At 41.2% G+C, this 20603-nt stretch carries 20 protein-coding genes and 1 pseudogene; 4 read left to right on the forward strand and 17 right to left on the reverse strand.

From position 1 onward, the window contains the following. The first annotated feature begins 75 nt into the window (after window positions 1-75). From QFZ73_RS04430 to QFZ73_RS04440, 3 genes are read left to right on the forward strand one after another with little or no spacing between them, the layout of a single operon-like run. Complete coding sequence (locus QFZ73_RS04430; protein WP_307263434.1) at window positions 76-657, forward strand: kinase; 582 nt, start codon at window positions 76-78, stop codon at window positions 655-657. Next, entirely contained in the window at window positions 651-1757 is a 1107-nt protein-coding gene (locus tag QFZ73_RS04435; RefSeq protein ID WP_307263441.1) for a glycosyltransferase, read from the forward strand. Before QFZ73_RS04430 ends, QFZ73_RS04435 begins: the two co-directional genes overlap by 7 nt. After that, window positions 1754-2839, forward strand: coding sequence for a hypothetical protein (locus tag QFZ73_RS04440; protein WP_307263444.1), 1086 nt, complete (start codon window positions 1754-1756; stop codon window positions 2837-2839). Before QFZ73_RS04435 ends, QFZ73_RS04440 begins: the two co-directional genes overlap by 4 nt. Before the next feature lie 71 nt (window positions 2840-2910). On the opposite strand, the gene QFZ73_RS04445 is transcribed toward QFZ73_RS04440, so the two are convergent. After that, window positions 2911-3747 carry a HipA family kinase gene (locus tag QFZ73_RS04445; protein ID WP_307263447.1) on the reverse strand — a complete coding sequence of 279 codons (837 nt, stop codon included), beginning with the start codon at window positions 3745-3747 and terminating at the stop codon, window positions 2911-2913. A gap of 268 nt (window positions 3748-4015) precedes the next feature. Continuing rightward, window positions 4016-4204 (reverse strand): NUDIX domain-containing protein, encoded by a 189-nt coding sequence (locus QFZ73_RS04450; protein ID WP_307263450.1) that lies wholly within the window; start codon window positions 4202-4204, stop codon window positions 4016-4018. A gap of 335 nt (window positions 4205-4539) precedes the next feature. On the opposite strand from QFZ73_RS04450, the gene QFZ73_RS04455 reads away from it, so the two are divergent. Then, window positions 4540-5928, forward strand: coding sequence for an amino acid permease (locus QFZ73_RS04455; RefSeq protein ID WP_307263453.1), 1389 nt, complete (start codon window positions 4540-4542; stop codon window positions 5926-5928). Window positions 5929-5961: 33 nt separating this feature from the next. On the opposite strand, the gene QFZ73_RS04460 is transcribed toward QFZ73_RS04455, so the two are convergent. From QFZ73_RS04460 to QFZ73_RS04525, 15 genes and pseudogenes are all read right to left on the reverse strand, one after another. Next, entirely contained in the window at window positions 5962-6936 is a 975-nt protein-coding gene (locus tag QFZ73_RS04460) for an aldose 1-epimerase (protein WP_307263456.1), read from the reverse strand. A 245-nt stretch (window positions 6937-7181) separates the two neighbouring features. Next, window positions 7182-7481 (reverse strand): YxcD family protein, encoded by a 300-nt coding sequence (locus QFZ73_RS04465; RefSeq protein ID WP_251431205.1) that lies wholly within the window; start codon window positions 7479-7481, stop codon window positions 7182-7184. Next, window positions 7469-7903, reverse strand: coding sequence for a hypothetical protein (locus QFZ73_RS04470; RefSeq protein ID WP_307272577.1), 435 nt, complete (start codon window positions 7901-7903; stop codon window positions 7469-7471). The genes QFZ73_RS04465 and QFZ73_RS04470 overlap by 13 nt, the downstream gene beginning before the upstream one ends. Before the next feature lie 199 nt (window positions 7904-8102). Continuing rightward, complete coding sequence (locus QFZ73_RS28860) at window positions 8103-8492, reverse strand: C40 family peptidase (RefSeq protein WP_373458909.1); 390 nt, start codon at window positions 8490-8492, stop codon at window positions 8103-8105. Next, window positions 8455-9468 (reverse strand): coiled-coil domain-containing protein, encoded by a 1014-nt coding sequence (locus QFZ73_RS04475; RefSeq protein ID WP_373458910.1) that lies wholly within the window; start codon window positions 9466-9468, stop codon window positions 8455-8457. Before QFZ73_RS04475 ends, QFZ73_RS28860 begins: the two co-directional genes overlap by 38 nt. Window positions 9469-9995: 527 nt before the next feature. After that, a complete protein-coding gene (locus QFZ73_RS04480) occupies window positions 9996-11060 on the reverse strand; it encodes a sulfate/molybdate ABC transporter ATP-binding protein (protein ID WP_251431211.1) in 1065 nt (354 codons plus the stop codon). Window positions 11061-11070: 10 nt separating this feature from the next. Continuing rightward, complete coding sequence (gene cysW / locus QFZ73_RS04485; protein WP_251431214.1) at window positions 11071-11955, reverse strand: sulfate ABC transporter permease subunit CysW; 885 nt, start codon at window positions 11953-11955, stop codon at window positions 11071-11073. Window positions 11956-11965: 10 nt separating this feature from the next. After that, window positions 11966-12805: a sulfate ABC transporter permease subunit CysT gene (gene cysT / locus QFZ73_RS04490; protein ID WP_063232096.1), complete on the reverse strand. Its 840-nt coding sequence runs from the start codon at window positions 12803-12805 to the stop codon at window positions 11966-11968. A gap of 66 nt (window positions 12806-12871) precedes the next feature. Next, on the reverse strand, window positions 12872-13903 hold the full coding sequence (locus tag QFZ73_RS04495) for a sulfate ABC transporter substrate-binding protein (protein WP_307263463.1): 1032 nt from the start codon (window positions 13901-13903) through the stop codon (window positions 12872-12874). Between the two features lie 277 nt (window positions 13904-14180). Then, entirely contained in the window at window positions 14181-14834 is a 654-nt protein-coding gene (nadD, locus tag QFZ73_RS04500; protein WP_251431222.1) for a nicotinate (nicotinamide) nucleotide adenylyltransferase, read from the reverse strand. A gap of 391 nt (window positions 14835-15225) precedes the next feature. After that, complete coding sequence (locus QFZ73_RS04505) at window positions 15226-15333, reverse strand: cyclase family protein (RefSeq protein ID WP_307263468.1); 108 nt, start codon at window positions 15331-15333, stop codon at window positions 15226-15228. Between the two features lie 146 nt (window positions 15334-15479). Further along, window positions 15480-16325 carry a tryptophan 2,3-dioxygenase gene (kynA, locus tag QFZ73_RS04510; RefSeq protein ID WP_251431224.1) on the reverse strand — a complete coding sequence of 282 codons (846 nt, stop codon included), beginning with the start codon at window positions 16323-16325 and terminating at the stop codon, window positions 15480-15482. A gap of 17 nt (window positions 16326-16342) precedes the next feature. Beyond that, entirely contained in the window at window positions 16343-17692 is a 1350-nt protein-coding gene (locus tag QFZ73_RS04515; RefSeq protein WP_251431227.1) for an amino acid permease, read from the reverse strand. A 14-nt stretch (window positions 17693-17706) separates the two neighbouring features. Further along, a pseudogene (gene kynU / locus QFZ73_RS04520) lies at window positions 17707-18992 on the reverse strand (kynureninase). A gap of 32 nt (window positions 18993-19024) precedes the next feature. Next, window positions 19025-20539: a carboxylesterase/lipase family protein gene (locus QFZ73_RS04525; RefSeq protein WP_307263474.1), complete on the reverse strand. Its 1515-nt coding sequence runs from the start codon at window positions 20537-20539 to the stop codon at window positions 19025-19027. Between the last annotated feature and the right edge of the window lie 64 nt (window positions 20540-20603).

Below are 20603 nucleotides of genomic sequence, written 5' to 3' on the forward strand. Positions count from 1 at the left end.
TTCTTCATAAAATATATAAAGTAATGAACACAATCCCAAAAGGCAATAAACTTACATTTAAGGAGTTGAAGAAAAGTGGAGGATTTTAAATCTATTAAAGTTGCTTCTCTTCGGAAAGGGGATAAAGTTGAAGTTATTCATAATCCGACCTCGTATCCGCTAATAGGCAGGGGGAATCAAGGCGCCGTATTTAAAATTTCCTCGGATCAATGCATAAAAATTTTCCACAAACCCATGCACGCTCAGAGCGAAAGCGAAGCTTTAAAAGTAGCACAGGGATCGCCCATTGTTGCAAAACTTTATGGGGTTGGAGAAAACTATATCATTATGGAGTATATTGAGGGTCCATCTTTACAGGAATATCTTAAATCAAAAGGAAATATTACAGAAGATATTACAAAAAAAATACTATTCTTGATAAAAGAAATGAAGCGGATAAAATTTACCCGGTTGGATTCAAGGTTAAAGGAGATTATCGTAACAAAGCAAGGTGACCTTAAAATGGTAGACCTTGTGAGCCATTTTACAAAAAAGTACGAAATACCTCAGTTGCTCTTGGGGAATCTAAAAAAGTTGGGCTTATTATCGTCGTTTTTGGAACAGGTAAAAAAGATTGATCCGCAATCTTATCTGGAATGGAAGGATTTTTTATGTTAACACCTATTAAAAATATATTTATGTACCGCGAACGTTATTTGCCCATAAGCGAAACGTTTATTTATGAGCAAATTCGTAATATGGCCCAATATTGCCCGCATGTTTTTTATCGTGAACTCCTTGATGAGTCTAATTTGTTTCCGTCTTCAAATCTCTATCCATATCAGGATCTTAAAACAACGATTGAGCATTTCCATAATCATAACATCAGATTGATTTATGCGCGATTCGGCACCGGCGGGGTACAAATGCTCCCATTGAAACGAGTGACGAATCTGCCGATGGTTACCTCGTTCCACGGTGCCGATGTGTCAAAACAGATAGTAAAAAAGAACGATTACGCCGCCAGTTTGCCGGAACTCTTCCTGAAAGGCGATATGTTTACAGTAGTTTGTGAGCACATGAGAACCAGGTTAATCACCCTCGGCTGCCCCGCCCATAAAATTACGGTACTCAAATCGGGAATCGATCTGGGCAAATTCCCCTTCCAGCCAAAAGTATCCGCTAATAAAGATGAGATTCGCCTCTTAAGTGTCGGCCGTTTAATTGAAAAGAAGGGAATAGACATCCTCATTCAATCGTTTGCCCAAATTGCGGAAAAATATCCGAATTCAAAGCTGACTATTATTGGGGAAGGCAAAGAAAGGAAAAACCTTGAGAAATTAATCAAAAAACTTCATTTAAATGATAGGGTAGAGTTAATAGGAAAAAGGAGCCATCAAGAAGTACGGGAACATTTAATGGACTGCGATTTGTTCTGCATCGCTTCCCTTATGGGGTCGGATGGAAATGTAGAAGGGATACCAAACGTGATTATGGAAGCCATGGCTATGGGCAGGGTTGTTGTAAGCACCGAACACGCGGGTATCCCAGAGTTGGTTATCCACGGCGAAACGGGATATTTGGTTCCGGAAAAAGATGTCGTCGCGCTGTCCGATATGCTTATCCATGCTATTGAACATCAGAGTGAATGGAGCCTACTGGTCGAGAATGGACACAGGAAGGTTGAACAGGAACATGACATCCACAAACAAATCCAAAAGTTGGAACAGCTATTTACAAATCTTATCGATAACTCACGTAAGGATGATAAAATATGATCTCATTTGTAGTTGGTAGAAATATGGGGCATCTAGGCAGATGCATTAGCATTTCGGAAAAATTACATCAACTGAATCTGCCGATACAAGTGTTTGCCTTTCAGGAATCACATGGTTATTTATTGGACAATCTGCAGAACCATATCCCTTTGAACCCCTATAAATCCCGAAAATTCGAGGATGGAAAACAAACAGAATTATTAATACATGATTGGCGCTCCGAAGTGACCACATTTCGCATTGAGGGGAAAGTCGATTTAAACACAAAGATCGTTACGATCTATCACAGTGACTTTTCCTTGCATAGAAATGATTCAACTGAGATGCGGGAATATAAACAAAAGATCCAGAATACCGCCAATCATTCCGATATCTTTTTGCACATGAATCTTTTCCCGTCTAAGCAGTCCAACACGAGATTGAACTGCCTCTATATCCCTGTTCCTTTAATCACCAGAGATATTAGCATGTCACCTGAGGAAGTTAAGAACAAACTAAAGCTTCAGGCTGACGAGTCGTTTATTTTAGTTCAAATGGGAGGCGGAATTGGTCCACACCGTTATCAACAGATAGTGAAGTGGTATGAACAAATAAATGCTCTTGCAGGCTGCTATCGAATTGTTGTTGCAGGGCAATTGCAGGAAGAAGATTTCCAATTTGATAAAAGGATCATAAAAGCCCCCCTTTTTCCGAACGGTAAAAATCTTGTAAATGCCGCCAGTTTGGTCATTAGCAAACCGGGCATGGGTATTTTAGGAGACTGTATATCTACGGGAACCCCATTGCTTTTCCTCCCAGCTGATGATGCGGAACGCGAGCAAAAAATAGGTATGCTTAGAAAAATATTAAATAGTGACATGGGAACGATTAAAGAACCGGAAGAAATAGTAACTAAGATCGAACAAGCTTTAGCAAAAAAAAATGTATTTCAAGAAAATTTTAGTAAAATTCCTACCAATGGAGCTGAAGTAGCAAGTAAAATTATTGAAACGGCATATCGGATCCCGCTGTCGGAATTGCCGAAAAGACGAGAGGAGCTCCTTCGCTTGACTCCGTTTAGTTCTTATGGAAACAAGAGCTGATGCCGTTTATGGGAATAAAGAGGACTCCCTTAAGCAGAAATAAATTCTTGCTTAAGGGAGTCCTCTTTTTCCTATTTTTTTTCATGAGTTTTCTCGTTATGGTCATAGTAATCGATCATTCCGGCTATAACATTAGGCAAGTGATTTTTCTGTTCTACAAGAAATTGATAGAGGGCTTCCCTATCCTCAGCAGATACCTGCCACTCTTTCGGGATGGATCGGATAACTTCATAGATCGATTTGTTAGGCAAAGAAATTATGGTTTCCACAAAAGCTAGAAGATCTTTCTGATCATCGAGAAGTGAGATTACCCATCGGTAAGCTTCTTGATAATCAGGTTTATATTCCCGAATCACGCTAAGTGTTTGAGAAGACCATGTGTATTCCCCCGGAAAACACCTGCCATGATCAATCATACGGACATAAAAGCCGCCCTCACTAAGATGCTCCAGAAGTAAATTGCTCATAGTCCGGTCGAAATTATGCACCCATTGGTCGAATACCGACATCCCGGCAAGCATTTCGCGATTTTTAACTTCGCCCTTGGATGGAGGATTTTCAGATACATCGCCAAATACAATACTGTTTTCGATAAATAAACAGCAGAAATGGCACCCAGAACTAAATTTGTATTTTTTGGATTTTAATTCAGGAGTTTTCTTTATAAATTCTTTCGGCATATTAACAAGCTCCAAGGGAACAACTGGAAGAGAAAGGAGCTCCGCTAATTTACCGACCACATATTCATTAACTACTTCTCTTGCCCTTTTTTTTCTAGTACCGTTCCACTTAATTACATATTTGTTACCGTCGCTGAAAAGAATGACGTGTGCGCTTCCTCCATCTAATGTTTGTATAAATGCAACCGGATTTTTACTCTGTTTCAAGGAGTTTATGCCTTGTTCCATAGTCATTGACCTCCGTTTATATTTTGTACTAAGCCGTATTACCTTCCGTTAAATCAAATTTTCCAATTCATTTTCTTTGCATAAAAATTTTCAATAGCCCTTGATCTCTTGCACTTAGTCCGTGCGGAAGAACGACGGTTTAAAAATTATCCACCTTTTCTGTTTCTATACCATCAGGTCTTAAAATTCCGCTACGTATTTCTTTTGTTGAGTAAGCATTGGTAATATGAAAGTATTCATCACCATTTGGCAGCTTGGTAAAAAGGTCTTACCCTGAAAATACTTCAATTAATTGCTGGTTGCCGCTGTGCAGCCCTGTTTCTTCCCATATTTCATGTCTGGCTGTATCTTCAGTGGATTCCCCCAATTCTATGAAGTCGCCCGGCAGTTTCCATTTTCCATTATTTTGGACGAACAGAATGCGGGCATGATTATCGATAACAAAAACGGCGACCACCCGTAAGGATCAATCGCCATGTTCCGACGACAGCTCGTAATTCCTCAATGTATCCCATTTTGATGCCTCCTTCCCTTATTTTCAACTACAATACTGTCAAAGAGGATCTTCCATGAGCTATTCTTCATATATTTATTAAATGCAAAATAATAACAATCTGCATGTACAACTTCATTAAAAAATTTACATAAATATAATTTGAATTTTCTGATTAGTACGCGTTTTATATTTTACTTATTTACCACTTTACCAAACTAAACTATTTGAGATATACTATTTTAGTATAAGTTGTCGGTATAAGCACACACTTTGTATTTAAGAAAGGTTCGATATAAATGGTAAATAAAAAATGGGGTTTATTGATTTTGACCACATTCGTAATTGGAAATATGGTCGGTGGCGGAATTTTCATGCTCCCTGCTCAATTAGCACAAGTATCCAGTCCATTAGGGGCCACATTGGCATGGATTGTTACTGGACTGGGAGTTTTTCTAATAGCTTTGGTGTTTGGTAACCTGGCAGTCCGGAAACCGGATTTGAAGGCTGGACCGCAAAGTTATGCTCAATCATTATTTAAATCCCCTGCTAAAGGAAGGGTTTCAGGGTATAGCATGGCTTGGGGCTATTGGGCTGCGAATTGGGCAGCGACAGCTTCCGTCATCATTTCTTTTGCAGGTTACCTATCAACGTTTTTCCCGGTGATGCATAGTACGAAAGTGATTTATACAGCGGGTTCGTTTCAACTTGAGTTAGGTAAAGCATTAACGTTTGCGGTATGTTCCATTGCCCTTTGGGGGATTCAGGCAATCTTGGTAAGAAGTTTTAACAGTGCCGGGAAAATGAATCTTTTTGCTACGGTTACCAAAGTGCTTGGGTTCTTATTTTTCATCATTATCACGATTTTCATCTTCGATACATCCAATCTAGGGAACGGAGCTGAATTTTATGATAAGACGGGATCTGCAATCTCTTTAGGTGATCAAGTGAATGCTGCTGCAATTTCAACATTATGGGCCTTCATCGGTATTGAAGCTGCCGTCATGCTTTCAAACCGTGCCAAGTCACAAAATGATGTAAAGAAAGCGACGATTCTTGGCTTACTTATCGCTGTTGCCATCTATATCGGCATTACTTTATTGACGATGGGTGCCATATCACAAGAAGATTTGAAAATATCACAAAAACCACTTGTTGACGCACTACAAGCTGTTGTTGGTTCAAGCGGCACATATATAATGGCTGCTCTTGCCGTCATTTCCTTATTGGGGTCTACAATCGGATGGATTGTCGTTGCATCTGAGGTTCCTTACCAGGCAGCGAAATCGGATCTGTTTCCGGCCTATTTTGCGAAATCGAACAAAAATGGCACACCCGTCCGTTCTATGACAATAACAAATATCATGACACAGATATTCTTATTCTCCACTATTTCGGGTACGATATTGGAAGCATATAAATTCTCAATGATCGTCGCTACACTCGCCTACTTGATCCCGTATCTAGCATCCGTTCTGTATCAATTGAAACTAGTCATGACTGGGGAAACCTATGACATCATGAAAGGCTCAAGGGTACGTGATGGCATTATCACCATCCTGGCGTTAATCTACTCGATCTGGGTCATCAAGACAGGTACAGCTGATATGAGTACATTCATACTTGGCATTGCCTTATATGTATTCGGAATCGTCCTATACCCGCTCTGGATGAGAAAAAAAGCATAACCTTAAACACCTTGGCATTCGCCAAGGTGTTTTTTATATTTCCATTATTGCCAATCTAGTTCTAAGCTGAATCGCTTCCCCTGAGCTTAACTCACTCAATCCAGTCAATTTTGCAGACAAATCCAAATTAGGAGCATTCGTTACCCATGTATATGGTTCAGGACATACGAACCCCTCCTGGTTGAACAATACCCAAAACTTAAAATGTTGATCGCCCTGATAGATGACCTGTATGCCAGCCTTTTGGTCAGTGAGAATGCACTCGTTTTCCAGAGCTCTTTCCTCATCATAGCCAAATAGGTCATCAAACAGCCGGCCGGCCAAGCTAAAACCGTTTTGGAATTCCAATGTATTGGCCGTCTCATGAATTGCACCAGTGGGCAATGACCTTTCATTCAACTCCCATTGTTTATTGACGGGAAGGGATATTCTGCAATCATCCAATTTACTCCCTGGTGCAAATGGAAAATTGAATACAGTATGATAACCTGCTCCCCATGGAAAGGGTTCAATGCCCTTGTTGGTGATTTCCAATTGGATATCCAATGTTTCACCTCTTAAAGACAAAGACATATTCACAGTGATATCTTGTGGAAAGCTACCTTTCAGATCAAAATCACTGCTTGAAAATTCAGTATTAATGACGATTTCTTTCCCGTTCACTTCCTTTTTGCAGACTTGCCACGGCTTATCATACAAAAAACCATGAATATGATTGGATTTTTCCATTTCATTGATTGGAAACTTATACGCAGTCCCCTTATAAGTAAATTGACCATCTTCAATTCGATTGGGAGGAAACAGGATCGGCATTCCGTATAAAATGGGAGCTTTTTTATAATCTTCCACACTATCCGGAGTTCGCAGCACCTCCATATCCTTATGCTTGTACCTAAACGAAAGCAGATTGCTTCCTAAAGTTGGTGCGAGTATCGCTTCCACTTTTTCATTGCCGAACTTTATGGCCTTTTCATTTAAAAAAGTGATATCTTCTATATAACCTGCCACTTATTCTCCTCCTTTGCCATGAACATATATCCATCCTACTTCCACCGACCATTTTTTGCAACAAATGGAAATACATTTCATTCTTAGTTATTTATTTGTTTGAAATAAGTGTCGGTAATCTAGGATTTTGCTTAGCTTGCTTTACTTTTTTTCTATTTTTCTTTTATCCTTTTCCTTCACACCAATCGGCTATCATTAAGCCTTATAAAATAGGAAAAGGATGCCTAAACGGCATCCTTTTTTACTTATCTATTACTTTCACTTACTAAAGCCACTATGCCTTCTTCATCATCCAAAACAAGTTCAATGCCCGAGTATGGATCTTTATTCATATATTCATCCAGCCATAAGCGAAGCGCTTCTATCAAGTTGATGGTAATTAACACTTGTTTCCTGCCATCGACAAACGCTTCCGCCGAAAAGCCATAATCATCATCATACATTAACTCCACTTCTACCTCATTGGGTTGTACCTGCTTTTTACGGCCAATGTAAACACAAACCGCGTTGATGATATCTTGTTCGGAAATCTTTAGCCTCTCCATGGGTTTGGATCCTCTTTCTTCTTCTTATCTTTGAAATATGTGAATATTTTACGGATTACAACGATTAATACCACAACCGCCAATACGTTGATTAATAGACCAAGTATAGAACCAAGCATTCCCATATTGGCGAATAGGCTGCCAAAAAGTAAACCTGCCAGTCCACCTAGCATAAGTCCTTTCATTAAGCCGCCTTTTGTGAATGTGTTTCCACTCTTAGCTTTATTAGCAGTAGTAGCATCGGATTTCTTCGTTTCTTTATTTTGGAAATTCGAATTATTATTGGTGTTGTTGTTAAAGCTTCTTTTTCCGGACTTGTAGCCCCTTGCATCGACAGACTCCGAATGATCCTGGAATACATAAGTGCCGACTGGCGAGAATGCTAGTGTAATTGTAAGTAATGCAGCCATAAATTTTTTCATCATGTTTTTTTGCCTCCGTTTAATAGTATGGAATGTTGTTTCATTATATCTTTTCCCAGATTAACTGAAAGTCCACATCACCTATCCTTGTTTTATCTTATAGTATTTACGGTGAATATCAAAATAAGTTTCACTTTTTTCGATATTTTTTCAAAAAAAATAAGCAGGGGCTTTTTCTCCCCTGCTTATTAAAGATCGATTAATTTACACGAACGACACGCCCGTTGTATACACCTGCCCAATATCCACTTTCCATATTGGCAATTGCAACACCTGTTGAACTTTGGGAACCGATAAATTTGCCGCCGCCGACATAGATTCCGACATGCCCATCCGTTTTATAGGTATTGAAAAATACTAAATCTCCAGGTTGTTTTTGACTATCAGATACTTGACGTCCTGCATTTTTCAATGCATCCGTACTCGGTGGAAGGTTCACACCAGCTTGTTTATAAGCCCATGCAACGAACGCTGAACAATCGAATAGACCGTTAGCGATATCGGATGCCGTTCTTCCGCCACCAAATTTATAAGAGGAGTTACCGATATATTTATAAACCTGCTGTAATGGCAGAGCCTGTATTTGCACTGCTTGGCTTACTTGATGTTTCAGTTTTACTGGCTGCAGGTTTAGCAGCAGAACTGTTTTTAGATGAATTTGAAGATGATTCAACTTTAGACGAACCTGATGCCGACGCTTCGCCTTTAGAAGAACTTGACGATTCTTCGCTAGAAGAACTTGTTGATCCTTCACTGGAAGAATTCACTTCTTCAGCAGCACGGTCAAGATCTGCTTTCTCTGATGCTTTACGTTCTTCCTCTTTTTTGATATTTTCACGAATGGATGCTATTTGTGCTTCTAAACCGGCATCTTTATTCTCTAAAGATTGTTTTAGGGCCTCTGTTTCCGATTCTTTCTTTTCAATCTTAGACTTCATATTGACCGTTTCAGCTTTTTGATCTTCAATTTGAGATTGCATGCCTTTAAGCTCTACTTCCATATCCTTAAGGCGTTGCAATTTTTTCTCAACGGTCGCTTGTTTTTTTTCTAAGTCAGCTTTATCCGCTTCCTGCTCGCTAAGAATCTGTTGGTCAGCTTCCACGATAGTGGCTACCGCTCCAACACGATTAACGAATTCACCAAAGCTTTTAGAACCCAAAACAACTTCTAGGTACTCAACGTCCCCGCCGCTCTCTTGGAATGAAAGGGCGCGCTCTTTCAAGACTTCCTCGCGTTTTGCGATTCTTTCTTCCAAGGCTTTAATTTCTTTCTTTAAAGAAACTATATCTTCTTCCGTGTCTTTAATTTCTTGTTTAGTATCTTTGATTTTTTCGTCATTTTCTTTCATTGCCGTTTCAATCTGGGCAATTTGGGAATTCATTTTCGTTTGTTCTTTTTTCAATTCCTGAATAACTTGTTCTGCCTCTGAAATATCTGCTTGTATTCCAGTGCGTTGCGATTGAATATCCGAGATATTTTCTTCAGCTTTCACTGATGGTATGGCAAAAGCGCTTCCCAATCCTAGCATAATTGTCGTGTTCAATACGATAAGTTTTTTCTTCAAACTCATTTCCCCTGCTTTCCTCCCCGTGCATTTCCATCGACCCACTTCTTTTTCTCTATGAAAAATGATTAGTCAAAATAAATTGCTGGGAACTCTTCTCTATTTTTTTACTCTTTATGTAATCTTCTAAGGCTGTAATTATATTAAATACATTTCTGATACTCTACTATGTTTTCACCTAAGTCGTAGTATATCATCAGATTTTGTCAAATGCGTAATAACAATATTACAATTATATTTCAATTTTAACATAAAACATAAAAATTCGACTTTTTCGCGTGATATAACAACCAATATTTTACATAACGACCTTCGTATTTTGATGCAAGACTTTCTATCTAGCGTTTAGCACCAAGGGACCATAGACTATTGGCAGATTAAAACTTACCATTTACGAATACATGGATGCCCTTTTGAACCATATTGCAGCTTATTTCCCTTACATACAGGAAGGTCCGCTGGCATCCCCATTAAAAAACAAAAAAAACCGCTCATCAGCGGTTTTTCCGTCAATATTCGACCCATTCTTAAATTCCAGCCATATAGTCGACAAAAACCTTCATTTCTTTTGGTCGGACGAATACACTTTCGCCTTTGCTTATTTCCAGATTCAAATATTGTTCTTTCGTCAGTTCGATTTCCAGCGGCTCGTTTGTATCCTGACGAATGACTTCTATCCGGACGATGGGGCCAATTGTATGGATGTGGTCAATCATGGATGCAATCGAATCCTTTTCGGATGGTTCTCTTTCTATGATAAAGTTATGAGCCCTTACATAACCAGTGCCCATACCATCTTCGCTGCCCGGGGCATTCATTTCCACATTCCCAGTTACCAATTTACCTTGATGAACATTTCCTTTGAAAAGATTGACACTGCCGAGAAAATCATAAACAAAGGGATTTTCCGGGTGATCATATACTTCTTCAGGAGTTCCAATCTGTTCAATTTTCCCTTCATTCATGATTACGACCCGATCAGCAACATCCATCGCCTCTTCCTGATCATGCGTCACGAACACACTTGTAACATTGAATTCATCATGAAGCCTTCTTAGCCAACGCCGAAGTTCTTTGCGAACCTTGGCATCCAATGCCCCGAATGGTTCATCAAGCAAAAGGATATTCGGTTCAACCGCAAGTGCCCTTGCCAATGCGACACGCTGGCGCTGGCCGCCAGATAATTGGGATGGATAACGCTCTTTATAGCCTTCCAACTTGACGAGTTGAAGCAATTCGGTAACCTTTTGTTCAATAACTTCTTTACTGGGCCTTATTTTTCTAGGGCGGACCTTTAATCCATAGGCAATATTATCAAAAATGGTCATATTACGAAAAAGGGCATAATGCTGAAAGACGAAACCCACATTTCGATCTTTTACATGCTTATGCGTGTAATTCTCTTCATTGAAGAGGATCTTTCCGTTCTCTGCTTGTTCAAGGCCCGCGATGATGCGCAGTAATGACGTTTTGCCCGATCCTGAAGGGCCAAGAAGGGCTACGAGTTCACCGCTCTTTATTTCCAAATTGATGTTTTGGAGTGCTTGATAGGACCCGTAGTATTTTGTAACATTTTCAATGATGATACTCATTTCATTCCTCCTAACTCGCTTTGGTTGATTTAAAGTCCGTTTTCCATTCTATGAAACTTTTAATGATCAGCGTTATGATTGCAAAAATGGACATCAGGGATGCAACGGCAAAAGCAGCTGAAAATTGATATTCATTGTATAAGATTTCAATATGAAGCGGCATCGTATTGGTCATGCCCCGTATATGGCCCGATACGACCGATACAGCTCCAAACTCCCCAATTGTCCTTGCATTGCAAAGGATGACTCCATATAGAAGTCCCCATTTTATATTGGGAAGCGTCACATACCAAAATGTCTTAAACCCTCCCGCACCCAGCGTGAGTGAAGCCTCTTCTTCAGACGTCCCCTGGCTTTGCATGAGCGGGATCAATTCGCGTGCAATGAATGGGAAGGTAATGAAAATGGAGGCGATGACAATCCCCGGTATTGAAAAAATCACTTTAATGTCAAAGGATTGCAGCAGTGGACCAAGTGTTCCATGTAAGCCAAACAGAAGGACAAAAATCAACCCAGCAATGACGGGTGAAACGGAAAAAGGCAAATCTATCAATGTTATTAAGAAGTTTTTTCCTTTAAAATCATATTTTGTTATGGTCCACGCAGCAACTACTCCAAATATGGCATTGAGTGGCAAGGTGATGAGGACAACGATCAATGTTAACTTAATCGCAGCCAAGGCATCAGGATGGGCAATGGCCGCAAAATAAGCTTCGGCACCTTTTTCAAATGCCTTTACAAAGATCGCGATTAATGGGACGACTAAAAACAATGTAAGAAATAGCAATACAATGGAAATAAGGGCCCACTGTATGGATTTAGGCTCTTTAGTTGCGTTTTTCGTAATAATGACTGGGTGATTCGCTTTTGCAACCACTGAATTATCATGTTCCATCATATCCCTCCTACTTCCCTGAATATCTTTTGCCGGTCCACCATTGTAAGATATTGATGGTGAACAAAATTATAAATGTAATAATGAGCATGACGGCTGCAACAGCTGTTGCACCCTCATAATCATACTGTTCGAGCTTTGTCATGATGATCAGCGGGGAAATCTCCGTTTTAAACGGCATATTTCCGGCAATGAAGACAACGGATCCATACTCTCCAAGTGCCCTCGCAAAAGAAAGTGCAAAACCAGTCAATATCGCTGGAATCAATTCCGGGAAAATAATTTTAATGAATGTCTGCATTCGATTCGCCCCTAAAGAGGCAGATGCTTCTTCCATCCCTTTTTCGATATTTTCAAGCACCGGTTGAACCATACGCACCACGAATGGAAGACCGATAAATATTAGGGCGATGATGATCCCCGCAGGAGTGAAAGCGACTTTAAAGCTGAAAAATTGCCCGATCCATCCGTTCGGTGAGTACAAAGTGGTCAAAGTAATCCCTGCCACAGCAGTCGGGAGGGCAAAAGGCAAATCAACCAATCCATCGATGATCCGTTTGCCGGGAAACTCATAACGAGTAAGCACCCAGGCAATTAACACACCAAAAACTGCGTTCACGAAGGCCGCAGTTAACGCTGTCATAAAACTCAATTTATAAGAAGCGAGAACCCTTGGTTCAGTTATGGTCGCCCAAAAATCCTGGAACCCCATTGAAAATGTGTTTAGAAAAACCATGGATAACGGGATCAAAACGATGATGGAGAGATACAGCAGCGTAAAACCCATCGTCAATCCAAAACCGGGAATGGTCCTCTTTTTCGTCTGTTTACCTTCTGTCACTATATTCATCGCTTCGCCTCAGCCCTTTTTCTGATTTATGAAGGAGAAGATGGTAAGCCATCTTCTCCTTCATGCTTATTGCGGTTGATAAATTTCGTCAAACGTACCACCATCATTAAAATGCGTTTCTTGGGCTTTTTTCCACCCGCCAAACGTATCATCAACCGTCACCATATCTATATTGGCAAATTGGTCCTTATATTCAGCGAGTACCTTTTCATCCCTTGGACGATAGAAGTTTTTCGCGGCAATTTCCTGACCGGCATCCGTATATAGGTATTCCAGGTAGGCTTCAGCCACTTCCTTTGTTCCTTTTTTCTCGACCACTTCATCGACAACAGCTACCGGTGGCTCTGCTAATATACTGATTGAAGGATTGACGATTTCATATTTGTCAGCACCGAATTCTTCCAGAGTTAAATAGGCTTCATTCTCCCATGCGATAAGTACGTCACCAATTCCCCTTTCTACAAAAGTGGTGGTTGCACCGCGTGCCCCTGAATCCAGGACTTCAACATTCTGATAAAGTTTTTTCATGAAATCCTTCACCTTTGTTTCATCATTATCGAAATTCTTCTCCGCATAAGCCCAGGCAGCCAGGTAATTCCACCTTGCCCCTCCGCTTGTCTTTGGATTCGGTGTAATGACGGATACATCCTTTTTAATAAGATCATCCCAATCTTTAATGCCTTTAGGGTTATCTTTTTTCACCAAAAACACAATGGTTGATGTGTATGGTGTCGAGTTTTCCGGTAACCGTTTCTGCCAATCCTCCGCTAACAGGTTACTAGCTTCATATATGGCATCAATATCATAAGCCAATGCCAATGTAACGACATCCGCCTCCAATCCATCAATGACTGCCCTGCCCTGTTTACCAGATCCGCCATGGGATTGTTGAATCGTTATATCCTGACCCGATTCTTCTTTCCAGTGCTTCACGAACGCTTCATTGAATTCCTGGTACAATTCTCGTGTCGGATCATATGACACATTCAATAGCTCGACTGACTTTGATGAAACATCCCCTTCCGTTTTTTCCGAGTTGCATCCTGCAAGTACACCGAATGCTAATATCAAACTTGTCAATATCATCAACTTTTTCATGGAATCCCCCCTGTTTTTTTGCGACAAAAAAAAGCACACTACTTCCCTTTTTATTTTATTAAAGGAGATAGTATGCCTTCAGTTCTCTGATCAGCAAATATTATGAATTTATGTATCATTAACATAAAGCAAAGTATACCAAGTTGTCAACTATGTTTTATTAATGAATATGTCCTTTTATTTAAATTCATTCACGTTTTACATCTTTAACAATTTCCAAACGAAAAGGGCTCGATCCAACGGGGAGATCGAACCCTTTTTAATACCTAGCCAACACTTATGAATTGGATGCTTTTTGATACAGCTTATTGTCCACGATATACTGATAACACTGATCAGGCAGTAAATATCTTGGTTCCCCGCCCATCGCGAATTCATCCCTTATATATGTAGAACTGATTTCCATGGAAAGGCCTTTATCAATAAGGTGAAATGTATTGCCATCATCATAATTCCTTAGCAATGGACTTTTGGATATGATTTTCAGCATATCGATCCCATCACGTGCCATGACGATGAATTTGTGATTCGCAATCAATTTTTCCCTGAATTTCCATCGTAAGTGTACCGGTAACTCCTGATTATCAATATCTTCAAGTAAGTCTGCACCCATTATGAAATAAACTTCGTCCTTTGGAAATCGTGATTTAAAATATTCCATCGTATACCAAGTATATTGTTTACTCGTTCCGGCACGTTCATTAATTTCATAATCACTAACTTCGAATAATGGGTTGCCCCCTATTGCCAGCTTGAGCATTTCCCAACGGTGTTCATTGCTCGTTTTCATCTGTTTATCGATACGGCCATTTGCGCAAGGCAAAAAAATCACCTTGTCTAGCTTAGCACGATGCGCAATGGTGGATGCTGTCCATAAATGCACATTCGTGACCGGGTCGAAGGAAGATCCATAAACTCCAATTTTGCCCACCTTTTGTCCCCCTCATCAGCCTTTCTTTTTCAACACGGCCCTTACCGGACTTCCGTCCCCAGCTTCTAATGCAAGCGGCAATCCAGCCAAACGTACAGCCGAGACCCCAATCCATCAAGGACCAAGCCCTTCGAGATGAATCACACAGCCTGACAGTGCATGGCGGGCAGGCAATTCTTTGCTGCCGAGATAATCAACGGAAGGTAAATCGAGCCCAACCACCCCTTTATTTGCAAGGAAGGGAGCTAAATTGGTTCAACCGGTGGAATCCATTCAGGAAAACGGCTGAAGTCCTTCCATTGATCTGTTGCCAGCAACAACCACCGGTCCCCTGTCAATTCGATCCCTTCAAAAGCCTTAATGCCCTTGCTTTCAGCTTCGTCCACCTTTACTACAGTAGCAGTGCCGATATATATATCAAGATCAAGTTCGATGATTTTTTTCCATTTCCATCAAAATGATAGGGAGCATCGAAATGAGTCCCTAAATGGGTACTCATCCGGATTTCCCTACATTGACTTATGACCCTTCAGCCATTGATGAATTCGACGATTGCGCATCTCCTGGCCAATATGGCGTATTTTCATTCAGGCGCTAAGAAATATCTAACCATTGATTCATGGTATTCACCCATCCAGTCAAAGCTTAAAGTTTGGTCCTTAATGTCCAAAGCTCAGGAAAAAAAGGCTGTTCGACCACTTTCTTCAGATAACTAACACCGGACGATCCGCCAGTTCCCTTTTTATTACCGATGATCCGTTCTACGGTGCTCATATGATTGAATCTCCAGAATTGTTGTTGACTTCCAATATCAACGAGTTTTTCGGCCAACTCATACAAATCCCAGTATTTATGCACATCACGGTAAACTGTCAGCCACGCGTTTTCAACACTTGCATTTTCCTGATAAATTACAGACCACTCCCTGTTCAAGACCGATTGATCAATGGGAAGCCCTCTTTCAGCCAAAGCCCCTATAGCCGCATCATAAATACTAGGTTTATTCAAGGCTGCCATCATCGACTCATAAAGCTCGGGCTGATGACGGAAAACGGCCAATATTTGCGAATTCTTTTGACCCATTGCAAATTCTATCAACCTGTTCTGAAATGATTGAAACCCTGAAGAGTTTCCTAGTTTCTCCCGGAATTCCATATAATCGGATGGCGTCAAGGTCGAAAGCACATTCCAGGATTGAACAAGTTGCTGTTGGATCCTTACCACTCTGGATAGCATCTTAAAGGAAGGCTCCAAACGTCCTGCCTGAATGTGGTCTGTTGCCGCAGTCAATTCATGGAGGATCAATTTCATCCACAATTCACTAGTTTGGTGAATGATGATGAACAGCATTTCATCGTGATGGCCGGAAAGCCGATGCTGACTTGATAATATTTGATTTAAATGCAGGTATTCCCCATAGGACATATCTTTTTCAAAATCAGTTACCATACTTTCTTCCAAACGATGTTCATCACTTGGTCCCTTATCCATACGATCCCTCTTTCCCTTTACATTCTTTTGATTTTCGACATCAATAAATAAACGAAGCAAAGAAAGATCAGCCAAGGAACACCGAACTGGAGCACGATTTTAAACGGGCCAGTGAACCAGGTAGATACCGTCAAAGCTAACAAAAGAAATGCACCAAGGATCGTTAGATATGGAAATCCATACATTTTAACCGGTAATTTGCGGCCCCCTGATCTCTCCCACCTCTTCCTGAAATATAAATGGGAAATGAACACCATGAACCAGGTTAAAATGGCACCGAACATCGATATCCCCATCATGAATGCATATGAAGTATCTGGAAGCAGGACCTTTACTCCCGCAGCAAGAAATATGCCCAAAGTGGATATGAGAAGGGCTCTTACCGGAACTCCTTTCCTGCTCACTTTTTGAAATAGGGCTGGAGCCTGCTTTTGCTCGGATAATGAAAATATCATTCTGGTGGAGGCATATAATTGACTATTCATTGCAGATAAAGCAGCGGTTAAAATAATGAAATTCATTATCCCCGATGCCCCAGGAATATTCAGGATTTCCATTACCCTAACAAATGGGCTTTTATCAATACCAGCCGATTGCCAGGGAACAATCATTAACATGATCCCGATTGTCAGTACATAAAAAGTGGCAAGCCTGAAGACAGTTGCCTTCAAAGCTTTCGGAACGGCAATATCCGGATCCTTTGCTTCTCCCGCCGTCACCGCAATCAACTCAGTTCCTAAAAAGCTGAAGAGCGAAATGAATATGGCGACCCACAGCCCCCAAAACCCGAAAGGCATAAAACCTCCATCATGGGCATAGTTTTCCACACCGATCCCGCTTGAAGGTTCGGCGCCAATCACCACGTAGGCGCCCAGCAGAATGAATATGACAATGGCGCTGATTTTAATCATTGAAAATACATACTCAAAATTCCCGAATGTATTGACACTCGTCGCATTTACATAGATTAGCAGTGCAGCAAAAAGGAAAATCCAAACGCTTCCAGGTACAGCAGGGAACCAATATTTCATATAAACAGCGATGGCACTCACTTCGACACCAATGGCAAGGACATTCGCTATCCAATATGAATACCTCACAACAAAACCCGCAAATGGACTTATATATTTTTCAGCAATGGTTCCAAAGGATCCCGATGTGGGATAGGCTACAGTCATTTCCGCCAAACAGCCCATCAGTAGAAGGACAATGAATGCACCTATTGCATAGCTGATAAGTACACTTGGACCTGCCGTTGAAATCGCAAGGCCGCTGCCCAAAAATAATCCGGTGCCAATTGCACATCCCATGGCTATCATAGTGATTTGATTCGATGATAATTCACGATGCAGCTTATTTTTCTCCATATGTTGCTCCCATTCTAGGCAATGATTCCCCTTTTATTTTCATAGTTTTCATATAATCTGCCGTCCATGATCTTTTTGAGTACCTGTACAGTTTCATAGACTTCCTGAAAAGAGGTATAAAGAGCAACAGGTGCTAAACGAATCATATTCGGTTCACGATAATCGGGTATGATGGCCTCTTGTTTCAATGCTTTACATATTCTCGCAGCTTCTGGATGTTCAAGGATGATATGACCGCCCCTTTTTGATTCGTGCCTTGGGCTCCCAATTTCAAATCCATATCCCGTTAATTCCGATTCTAATAAGTCCATAAGATATTGAGTCAGCCTCAAGGATTTCTTCCGAACTTGTTCTATCCCCACTTCCGCAAACATTTCAAGCGAGCCTAAAAGGGGAGCCATGCTTAATATATGGGGAGTTCCAATCTGGAAGGCTCCTGCCGAATTTGCCTGGGTAAAGGAATGTTCCATATCGAACTGCTTATCTTTCCTTGAGCCAAACCACCCAGCCAACCCGGGCAGCCTTGCAAAATGCTTACGGTTCACATATAACCCCGCTACACAACCCGGTCCGCCATTCAAATGCTTATAATTACACCAAAACGCGAAATCCACTTCCCAGTTGTCAAACCAATGCGGAACGGCACCCACGGAATGACAGGCATCGAATCCTATCATGATTCCACGCGCATGCGCTTCCTTTGTTAACCGCTCCATATCAAGGATCTGACCGCTTCGATATAAAACCGTCGGAAGTACAATCAACGCTATTTCCTCGTTCATCTCTGCAATGATGTCATCTTCTTCAAGGAATTTACCATCTCGGCTTTTCACCTGAACCAAGTTTGCCGAAGGATCAAGCCCATGCAATCGGAGCTGGCTTTGAAGTGCATAGATATCACTCGGGAAGGTTAGTTCATCCGCCAAAATCTTATTCCTACCAGCTCTCGGTTCAAAAAAAGTGGACGCAAGCTGATGCAGATTAGCTGTAGTTGACCCTCCCATTATCACTTCATCCCCAACAGCGCCTACCAATGCGGCGCTCAATTCACCCAATCTCTCAGAAAAGTAAAACCAGGGCTCGGCACCCTCCGTCCAGCCGTCTATTCCATACTTTTTCCAATCTTCCAATGAGTTCATTAAACTTTTCTCAGCCCGCTTCGATAAAAGTCCCATGAGTTTCCATCCATATAAATCATCCCGGGGTTTAAGTAGAACTCCTCTCTGTAAGAAACTAATGGATCTTCCTGATCCAAAGTTTTCGCATACTCTTTCGTTAACATGAAATTATTGATATCCATGCTCTCCCCGCTCTCTTCCAATCCACTATTTTTCACTTGTAAATCCCTACCCCTTCCCATGCCAACCTTATCATTCTGTCAGGATCTTTTTCAATATAATCCTTTTTATCAAAAATCATTGTGTAGTGGTTGGTTTCATCATATTTCGGCCAAATTTCACCTTCCGGGGGATTGGGGTTTCCACGTTTCGCAAAGTTGACCCAATGACCCTGCATTCTATGGGATACCTTTAAGGCAGCTGACCTTGAACCATATGAAGTAATCCGTTTCCCAAAAGCCGAGTCGAAAGTCTGGAAGGCAAAAGGGATTTCCATACCATGCGTCGCCCCTAATTTACTTATGCGCATTGCTGCCGTTTTATAATCAAAATGGTACATCCATGTTTTTTCAAAGCGGCTGTATGCCTCCGCATACCAAACAGAGGGAATATGGAAAGTCGCATCACGGCCAATGCCAAGCACAGCTTCCTTTTCTGGGTAGTTTGTATAAGCTTTCGTAATTCTCTCTTTCACCTCTGGATCAGTATTTTCGAACATTTTATGAATCATCGCCGCATTAGTTGGGATTAACGGGGGATCCATCTGGTCGAATAATGTCGCTTCGTCCCTATTTGTTCCTATAAGCAAGGATATTCCCTTTGCTTTTCCGGATCGAATCGAATCTAGTGGATAATCTGGCAGGAAGTCACCATCTACGACAGGTCCAAATGATAGTGAGCCCGGCATGTTTTGTGAGTTTTCCCGTAAGAGTCGGTAGGAGGCCGCGACAATCTCTTGAACTGGAAGTGTTTTTAACCGTTGGATTTCATTCTTTCCAATGCCCAATATCTCAAGGAACCTTTCACTGAATTGGCGCGCAAATCCTTTTCCGTAAACAGATGTCGGAGCAGGACTTTCAGCAATGGCCTGTTTAAAAAGACCTCTCGCTGAAGGAACAGTAAGTAAAGTCGTCACCGCATTGCCTCCAGCTGATTCACCAAATATCGTAACATTTTCAGGGTCGCCGCCAAACGCTTCAATATTCTCTTTAACCCATTTCAGAGACGCAACTTGATCACGCAAACCTAAATTGGTTTCAAATATTTCCCCATCACCTGCCAACTCGGTAAAATCCAGATATCCCAGTGCCCCCAGCCTATAGTTGATGCTTACTACGACTACATCTCCATTCTTAGCCAGTAAATGTCCATTGTACATATCAAGGGATCCAGCTCCCGTTATATATGCTCCTCCAGGAATCATGACCATGACCGGGCGTTTTTTATCATCAGTTCTAGGCGACCAAATATTCAGGAACAAGCAATCCTCATCCATTTTTTCATTTCCGGCCATTCCTATTCTTACCGCCCGATCCATCGGCTGCGGAGGAATGGGACCAAAATCCACCGCATCCATGACACCGCTCCACTTATCAACTGGCTCCGGTGAGCGGAAACGTAGACCATCAATCGGCGCTTTCGCATACCTGACTCCACGCCAAACGCATATATCGTTTTCCATGGTACCTTGAAGATGTCCTTTTACCGTCGTTACTATTGATCCAATCATTCCTTTTCACCTCTTCATATAGTAGTAGATACTTAAGTTCTTCTTTTTCCATTCCTTTATATCC

Origin of the sequence: Peribacillus sp. V2I11 (assembly GCF_030817135.1) — a bacterium.
GTDB classification, from domain to species: domain Bacteria; phylum Bacillota; class Bacilli; order Bacillales; family DSM-1321; genus Peribacillus; species Peribacillus simplex.

Excerpts from the sequence above, each read along its gene's own strand:
- cysW (WP_251431214.1), bottom strand. The coding sequence starts at position 11,955 with ATGGAACATGATAATTCAGTGGTTGCAAAAGCGAATCACCCAGTCATT.
- QFZ73_RS04515 (WP_251431227.1), bottom strand. The coding sequence starts at position 17,692 with ATGGAGAAAAATAAGCTGCATCGTGAATTATCATCGAATCAAATCACT.
- QFZ73_RS04435 (WP_307263441.1), top strand. The coding sequence starts at position 651 with ATGTTAACACCTATTAAAAATATATTTATGTACCGCGAACGTTATTTG.
- QFZ73_RS04465 (WP_251431205.1), bottom strand. The coding sequence starts at position 7,481 with ATGGAGAGGCTAAAGATTTCCGAACAAGATATCATCAACGCGGTTTGT.
- kynA (WP_251431224.1), bottom strand. The coding sequence starts at position 16,325 with ATGGATAAGGGACCAAGTGATGAACATCGTTTGGAAGAAAGTATGGTA.
- cysT (WP_063232096.1), bottom strand. The coding sequence starts at position 12,805 with ATGAATATAGTGACAGAAGGTAAACAGACGAAAAAGAGGACCATTCCC.
- QFZ73_RS04480 (WP_251431211.1), bottom strand. The coding sequence starts at position 11,060 with ATGAGTATCATCATTGAAAATGTTACAAAATACTACGGGTCCTATCAA.
- QFZ73_RS04440 (WP_307263444.1), top strand. The coding sequence starts at position 1,754 with ATGATCTCATTTGTAGTTGGTAGAAATATGGGGCATCTAGGCAGATGC.
- QFZ73_RS04525 (WP_307263474.1), bottom strand. The coding sequence starts at position 20,539 with ATGATTGGATCAATAGTAACGACGGTAAAAGGACATCTTCAAGGTACC.
- QFZ73_RS04445 (WP_307263447.1), bottom strand. The coding sequence starts at position 3,747 with ATGGAACAAGGCATAAACTCCTTGAAACAGAGTAAAAATCCGGTTGCA.
- QFZ73_RS04495 (WP_307263463.1), bottom strand. The coding sequence starts at position 13,903 with ATGAAAAAGTTGATGATATTGACAAGTTTGATATTAGCATTCGGTGTA.
- QFZ73_RS04505 (WP_307263468.1), bottom strand. The coding sequence starts at position 15,333 with ATGAGTACCCATTTAGGGACTCATTTCGATGCTCCCTATCATTTTGAT.
- QFZ73_RS04455 (WP_307263453.1), top strand. The coding sequence starts at position 4,540 with ATGGTAAATAAAAAATGGGGTTTATTGATTTTGACCACATTCGTAATT.
- QFZ73_RS04470 (WP_307272577.1), bottom strand. The coding sequence starts at position 7,903 with ATGAAAAAATTTATGGCTGCATTACTTACAATTACACTAGCATTCTCG.